The following is a 6,805-nucleotide window of genomic DNA, read 5'->3' as shown; positions in this document are numbered from 1 at the left end:
GATTTGCTGCTGCTCATAAATGCAAACGCTACAAAAATCCCCAACAATCAAAAAGACGGCCCTCACCGGAGGAATACCGCCAGCCACATGCCCCTGAGTTGGTGGCTCGGCGCCCGCAGTTGAAACCGCGTGAGGCTTTACGGCGGAATGGCTTAAGGTGTAGCGTCATCTGCAGATACAATTTGTAAAAACATTTTTCCAATAGATTTCATTCAAGGTCCGATCCATGCTTCCGGTTGCAGATTTCTCCGACAAAGAGCGGGTTTTTCGGTTTTCCGACAGCAATGCGCGTGTCGATTTGGGTCGCAGCACGGGTCATTGGATCATGCAGGATGACCGAAAATGTATCAGCGAATTGTCAATTGACCGCGCTGGCTGCATCTTTGAAACCTACTTCTTTGCCCAGCAAGGCCTCGAAGATACTTCCGTTCAGGCCCTGTTTGAATTGGTCAAGGCAGCTCATCTCAACTATGATTGTGTCAGTGATATTGGCATCACTGCCCGTGTTGTTGCGGATAGGACTGGGACGCCTTTCCATGCGCTCGATGTCTGCATCGCAGACGCCGACTCATTGTTCAGGAAACGCCCGCCGTTCTTTGAGTTCTATCAGTCCCCAAATATCCCGCGACGGATACGTTGGAATGCGCTCGAACAGTATCGGCAGTACCAGCGCAGCGCGCTCCCGTTCCTGTTGATCGAAGGCACAACCGGCAGCCCAAGTTGGGGCGATAGCAACAGCTATCGCATTGTTCCCGTGGACAGCCTTTCGGAACTCGAGTCCAAACTGCGGGCGACCCCGTGCGCGGAACCGAAGGATGATTATAGCAAATTCAATCTTGGTGTCATCGACGTGCGCGACCCTGCCCAACCCTTCACCGAGGCAGTTTACTGCCTTGCCACACAGTGGCGGTGTGAAAACCCGGACACGACGGAGAACGCCAAATGAAAGTTCTACTGATCATGGCAAGCGCCGTTCTTTTCGCAAATACAGCTTTTGCGCAAATCACGGAACGCGACACGATCTTGCGGCAAAATGCGCGCGAGTTACTGATGACTTGCAGTAACCGCTCAGCGGAATTCTGCATGCGCATCGGCGATGGCATCTATCGAGGATCGATAGAACGAGACGGAGAAAAAGTTGCCCTTCCGCAAAGCAAGCCTGTCGCCGCAGACTTCTACGCCGTCGCATGCTCCAAGGGGCATGGTACCGCATGTGTTTATGCCGCAGATTTATACATGCGTTTGAGTGATCCAACGGTGCCACAGCCCACCGTATTTGCAATTGCACGCAAGGGATGCGCCCTTGAAAACGGTGCTTCTTGCTCGTTGGCGGGTGAGATGGCAGGCGACGGCTTCGGCACTGAAGCAAGCGAACTGATCTCCCTCGGCTATTATATAAAATCTTGTGAATATGGCTATGAACGCGGCTGTAAACTTCGGGATCTGACGAAAACGATCGTGGAACTGACCCATGAAAAAGATGAAATCGACCAAACCGTACGCGACCTTTCAGAAGCCCAGCGCATCCTGTCCGACCCGGACCTGAACAAATAACGCCATTCCGAAAATCATGCTGCCATGTGCCGGGCGACTTTGATGTCCGTTACCCCGTCTTCGTCCCGTGACTGATGGCAAACTTTGGAAATCAAGGCATCTGGAGTACCGCTTCGCTCGTTTGAGGAGCACAATACCAGGGATCACGTCGGAACCGCCCTGTGTTTTCAAAACGAACCGCACCACGGGAAATTTGGCGATCTGTCCAGTTTCAGACCCTGAACGTCCGGAACGCGGTCAGGTCATGCGAGATGCGCGTTGACAGCGCGACCACATTTCCTGCACCTTCACGACGTTTTGACAGCAATATTTCGACCGATACGCAATTTTTAGAATAGTCCCCGCAGATAACTTCGGACACGGCGACGATCCATTGGGAAAACAATATGTTTCAATGCCTTGGCCGCCTCTTCGTCGGCATATGTCTTCTCTTTTGTGCCACTGCCTGTACTGAATTGCGCTCTCTTCCCATCTACACGGAAAGCCAAATCACCGGCACAGAGCTCGCTCGATTTACCGGTGTTTATCGCTCCGAGCCGGACCAATATGGCTCGAGGGCCTCAGTTGTGATTTCACCGATGGAACTCGGTCAGCAAACCCTGACAGCGCTCTATGGAAGTTTCCAAAGCGGCGGGGACAGTGGCCGTGCTGTGTTCTATCTGTCCCGGATTCCGGGGACTGCCGACCATTACCTTGCCACATTGCCCGGCAAGGGCTTCGAGAAACGCGGCAAGGGCGGCGTGCTGGAGCCAGTCATCCCATCAGACAAGAACACAGCATTTGTCCTGCGCGCCGATGGTGATCAGCTGACGCTATGGTCGACCTATTCGCAGGAATTGCTCAATATCACGCGATCTGCGTCTGATGCCGCGCGCGAAGATGCGTTGGTTCGTGATTATGTCGCCCGAAATCTTGCAACCATCACAAGCAACGACTCCGCCACTGTCACTCGAACACCTGCCGCTGAGGTTCGCGAAACAGAGGTTGTGGGTCACAGGGCCGGGTATGCCGTCAGCTATGAATGCCAACCACCGTTCACAGGCTGGTTGCACAGCAACAAAGCTGCAGTGGCCATTGTCAGTGACATGACTGTTGCGGAACTGAACAAGAATGCGGCGGCCACGCAAACCCAATATCTTGATTGCATCAAAACGGGGAACAGTTTGGTTGCGATGAGCGGCTTTGGTCGAAACAGCTCTGGATTGGCGGCAACTTTGTTTGGTCCATCCGGCAGGTATATCGAGCGAAAATGGTTCCCTTACAAATGACCAAGCCAATGCGCTTGCCGCAGCCCAGTTCCGCTGCTGAACTGAGGCCTGATGCGCGGATACCTCCTCAAGTCAGAACGTCACCCGTCTTTACGATTTGGTGGCGCTACACATCATGACAAACGACACGGATCAGCACTATGAAAGGCTGTCGGAAATTGAGCGAGAATATCTTGACTCGATCGTATACGATGGTCCGACCGCTGAAAAACTCGATAAATTCCAAACCGCTGTTTACGACGTTGATATTCCGGCGCTTCTGACGTGCGCGCCGGTTACCGAAAAACAGCTCACCCTCATTCTGGAATGCCTGTGTCATCTCGACGAAGTATTCTGGATAACGGCTGACTACGCGGATAATTGGGACGCGGACTATTGGTTTGGCTTGCTCGCACGTGTGGTGAAGCAAGCCAAGGCCAGGACACTGACTTTAACCCAGATCGAACTGCTTGCTCGGCTGTTGCTGCAGACCAAGAATAACCCGGGAGGTGATCGGTCTGAAACCGTGCAGGCCGACGTGTTGAGGGTGCTGAAAACCCCTCAGGTTCAGGCCAAACTTGAGGCAGCGATGTCAAATGCTCCGACCACCGCAGCAGAAGTAAAACGGGTGTTGCTTGAGTTTGAATCCCGTTCTGCCGGTCCAGCTCTCAAATAGAACCGTAGCCCTGTGTGACACCCGGTACATTGCGTCCGTTGCATGACTTCGCATGGTTTGCCTTACTCCCGAGCAGGGTCAGTGGTATCTCCGGCACCCCCCAAAAAAACGCGACACACCACGCGCAAACCCGTGGCGACTGCGTCCGGTGCCTTCGTCTGCCGCCCAATCGGCTCGGTGATCAAAGCCCCTACCCCGCGATCACCGCGCCGCACGGTTCGGTTCCGTCGTTCAAAACCGATCGCGCATACAGCAGCCCTCAGCGTTATACCGCCGCTCCCATGACAGCGTCGGGGAGCCACGTCGCAATGCCTAGAAACAGGCACAGCAGAAGGATGGCGAGTACCATACAGGCGACATAGGGCATCGATCCAACGAGGATCGTCTTGAGCTTGATGTCCGGCGCAATACCGTTGATCACATAAAGATTCAGACCCACCGGCGGCGAGATCAGCCCGATCTCCATGTTGATGGTCAGGATCACCGCAAACCAGATCGGGTCAAAACCAGCTGTTGTGATGATCGGCAACAGAATGGGCGCTGCCATCAGGATGACGGCCACCGGGGGCAAGAAGAACCCGGCAATCAGCAAGAACACGTTCACCGCCGCCATCAGCACCCATGGATTGACGTCCAGCGTTCCGATCCAGGCCGCAATGGATTGCGTAATGAACAGCGACGACAGCATGTAGCTAAACACGCCTGCTGCGGCGATGATAAACAGGATCATCACCGACTCCTTGGTGCTGTCACGCAGGACAACCCAAAGGTCCTTGGGGTTCCACAACTTATGGATCATGACCGCGATCATCAGGCACAAAAGTGCGCCCACAGCTGCGGTTTCGGACGGTGTCGCGATTCCGCCATACATGGCGTACAGCACACCCAAAATGATTGCGAGGAACGGCAGGACGCGAGGCAGGATTTCGAACTTTTCGCGCCAAGAATACGTGGTCGATGACAGGACCGCCATATTGCCCGACCGCCACGTGGCATACATTGACCAGGCCATGAACAGGCCCACCAGCATCAGGCCGGGGAAGACGCCCGCCAGAAACAGACGGCCGATCGAGGTTTCGGTCGCGATGCCATAGACAATCATTGTGACAGAAGGGGGGATCAGAATGCCCAGGGTACCGCCCGCCGCGATGGAACCCGCCGCGACGCCGTCGGGGTAGCCGCGTTTGCGCATCTCCGGAATGCCCATCTTGCCGATGGCAGCACAGGTCGCGGGACTTGATCCGGACATCGCCGAGAACAGGGCACAAGCTCCAAGGTTTGAAATCACAAGACCGCCGGGTACGCGGGTCAGCCAGCGTTCCAGTGCCTCGTAAAGGTCAGCACCTGCGCGCGTCGATGCAATCGAAGACCCCATGATAATGAACATCGGGATCGACAGCAGGGCAAAGTTGTTGAGCTTTCCAAACAGGATTTCCGGCATCAGTTCAAGCGACCGCATGCCGTCAAAGACAATCAGGAACCCTGCTGAAACGACCAGAAGCCCGAGGGCCACCGAGATACCGGAAAACAGAACCAGAATGGTGAAGACGGCGACCAGACCGCCCAAAAGCAGCGGATCCATCACACACCTCCCGATGTACGGGATTCGAGCCCGTCGGTTTTACCAATGCCAAAAGGGTCGTCGATCCCGAGGACCACGGCGACCAGATCAGCGATCAGTTGCAGCATCAAAAGCGCAAACCCCACGGGCAACGCCAGATAAGGGATCCACAGACGCACGCCCCAGACCGTGTCCGATCTCCAGCCCCGATCCCATGCGAAATGCCAGTATTCAAAACCGTAATACAGCATTGTTCCGACAATCAGGATCGACAGGCTCATCGTCAGGATAAAGAGACGGTGCCGCGCCTTGGGGGCCAGCCAGATCGGGATCAGATCAACATTCACATGCCCACGCAAGCGCTGCACATACGGCAGGCCCAAAAGGGTCGCTGCAATGACCAGATAAATGACTGCCTCGGTTTGCCAGACAGTTGATCCATTCATCACAAACCGGATGAAAATCATCTGGCAGGTGATCGCGACGGCGGCAACGATCATGGCCGCGGAAATCCATCCGGCCAGTGTCGAAATTGCGGCTACGACACGAAGAAACGGGTTGCCGCCGGTGCGTGCGACAGTGGTGCTTAGGTTCCCAGACACAAAATTCTCCTGACCCCAAAACGTGAGGGGGCGGCATGATCGCCGCCCCGGGTTGTGGATCAGTCGACAGAGAGCGCCAGATCAAGCAGTTGCTGACCATCGGGTGTCTCTTCCACGAACGCCTTGTAGGACGTCTCTTGGGCCAGCGCACGCCACGCGTTGAAGTCCGCTTCTGACATCACGGCGATTTCCACGCCTGCCTTTTCAAAGACTTCACGGCTGGCGGCGTCTTCTTTCTTGGCTTCTTCCAGATAGAAGGCCTCGGCCTTGGCGGCACCAGCCAGCAACGCCTGCTGTTGCTCTTCGGTCAGACCTTCAAAGGTGGATTTGTTCATGAGCAAAGGCTGATACATGAACCAAAGCGCATATTCGCCTGCGGGAGTGTAGCAGGCGACCTGCTCATAAATCCGGTAGCTGACAAAGGACGACGAGGACGTATTGGCGGCATCCAGAACGCCGGTCTGCATCGCGTTGTAAATCTCGGACGAGGACATGGATGCGATGGACGCCCCTGCGCCTGCCAGCATCTGCTCGAACGCCTTACCAGCGGCGCGGGTTTGTTTGCCGGGCATATCGTCGGGCCCGGTGATGCACTCATCCTTACCGGCAAAGCCACCGGCGAGGTATCCGTGGACCAGCACCATCACATCATCTTCGGCCATCTTGGCTTCGATGGCTTCCATGAACGGGCTTTCGTTCAACCGCGCAGCATGATCGTGGTTCTTGACCAGACCGGGCATCAGGGTCAGGTTGTACGCAGGTTGCTGACCACCAGCATAGGACAAAGGCAGTACGGTCATATCAAGCTGGCCACGTGACAAGGGTGTATATTGCTCACGGGCCTTGAAGAGCGACTGGGTCGGAAAGATGCGGATTTCCAGACCCACGTCCGCGGCAGCGACCTCATCAGCGACGATTTGTGCGACCTGATGGCGGATGTCGCTGTCAGACCACTGGTGCGAAAGACGAAGGTTTTGCGCATAAACGGCTGTCGTGGAAGCGGCCATCATGGCAACGGCTGCGAATGTCGATTTAAGTTTCTTGTTCATATTGTTCCTCCCTGGTGGTGCCGACACGAAGCCGGTTGCAGTGAAGGACCACCGGCTGACGCCGGAGGCATCATTTGTCGGAATGTAATTCCAGGTACTGCTTGATGACATCGTCT

7 protein-coding genes are annotated in these 6,805 nt (G+C 55.4%); 4 read left to right on the top strand and 3 right to left on the bottom strand.

The features are described 5' to 3' along the window. Positions 1–226: 226 nt before the first annotated feature. The 4 genes from LC354_RS25450 (at position 227) to LC354_RS25435 (ending at position 3,477) form a co-directional block, all read left to right on the top strand. On the top strand, positions 227–946 hold the full coding sequence (locus LC354_RS25450) for a hypothetical protein (protein ID WP_223428766.1): 720 nt from the start codon (positions 227–229) through the stop codon (positions 944–946). Then, the gene (locus LC354_RS25445) at positions 943–1,554 is read left to right on the top strand and encodes an SEL1-like repeat protein (RefSeq protein ID WP_223428765.1); all 612 of its coding nucleotides are present in this window, start codon (positions 943–945) and stop codon (positions 1,552–1,554) included. The genes LC354_RS25450 and LC354_RS25445 overlap by 4 nt, the downstream gene beginning before the upstream one ends. Before the next feature lie 386 nt (positions 1,555–1,940). Next, a complete protein-coding gene (locus LC354_RS25440; RefSeq protein ID WP_223428764.1) occupies positions 1,941–2,822 on the top strand; it encodes a hypothetical protein in 882 nt (293 codons plus the stop codon). 115 nt (positions 2,823–2,937) lie between these two features. Beyond that, a complete protein-coding gene (locus LC354_RS25435) occupies positions 2,938–3,477 on the top strand; it encodes a hypothetical protein (RefSeq protein ID WP_223428763.1) in 540 nt (179 codons plus the stop codon). Positions 3,478–3,742: 265 nt separating this feature from the next. On the opposite strand, the gene LC354_RS25430 is transcribed toward LC354_RS25435, so the two are convergent. The 3 genes from LC354_RS25430 to dctP are packed head-to-tail and all read right to left on the bottom strand — an operon-like array spanning position 3,743 to position 6,689. Next, positions 3,743–5,059: a TRAP transporter large permease gene (locus LC354_RS25430; protein WP_223428762.1), complete on the bottom strand. Its 1,317-nt coding sequence runs from the start codon at positions 5,057–5,059 to the stop codon at positions 3,743–3,745. Then, a complete protein-coding gene (locus tag LC354_RS25425; protein ID WP_223428761.1) occupies positions 5,059–5,640 on the bottom strand; it encodes a TRAP transporter small permease in 582 nt (193 codons plus the stop codon). Before LC354_RS25425 ends, LC354_RS25430 begins: the two co-directional genes overlap by 1 nt. A 59-nt stretch (positions 5,641–5,699) precedes the next feature. Then, entirely contained in the window at positions 5,700–6,689 is a 990-nt protein-coding gene (dctP, locus tag LC354_RS25420) for a TRAP transporter substrate-binding protein DctP (RefSeq protein ID WP_223428760.1), read from the bottom strand. Positions 6,690–6,805: the final 116 nt, after the last annotated feature.

Source organism: Tateyamaria pelophila, assembly GCF_019966495.1.
In the GTDB taxonomy this organism is placed as follows: Bacteria; Pseudomonadota; Alphaproteobacteria; order Rhodobacterales; family Rhodobacteraceae; genus Tateyamaria; species Tateyamaria pelophila.
Note: the sequence above shows the minus strand (reverse complement) of the source record. Positions and strands in the feature narration are given on the sequence as shown.

Coding starts and splice junctions, on each gene's coding strand:
- LC354_RS25450 (WP_223428766.1), top strand. CDS start 227: ATGCTTCCGGTTGCAGATTTCTCCGACAAAGAGCGGGTTTTTCGGTTT.
- LC354_RS25445 (WP_223428765.1), top strand. CDS start 943: ATGAAAGTTCTACTGATCATGGCAAGCGCCGTTCTTTTCGCAAATACA.
- LC354_RS25440 (WP_223428764.1), top strand. CDS start 1,941: ATGTTTCAATGCCTTGGCCGCCTCTTCGTCGGCATATGTCTTCTCTTT.
- LC354_RS25435 (WP_223428763.1), top strand. CDS start 2,938: ATGACAAACGACACGGATCAGCACTATGAAAGGCTGTCGGAAATTGAG.
- LC354_RS25430 (WP_223428762.1), bottom strand. CDS start 5,059: ATGGATCCGCTGCTTTTGGGCGGTCTGGTCGCCGTCTTCACCATTCTG.
- dctP (WP_223428760.1), bottom strand. CDS start 6,689: ATGAACAAGAAACTTAAATCGACATTCGCAGCCGTTGCCATGATGGCC.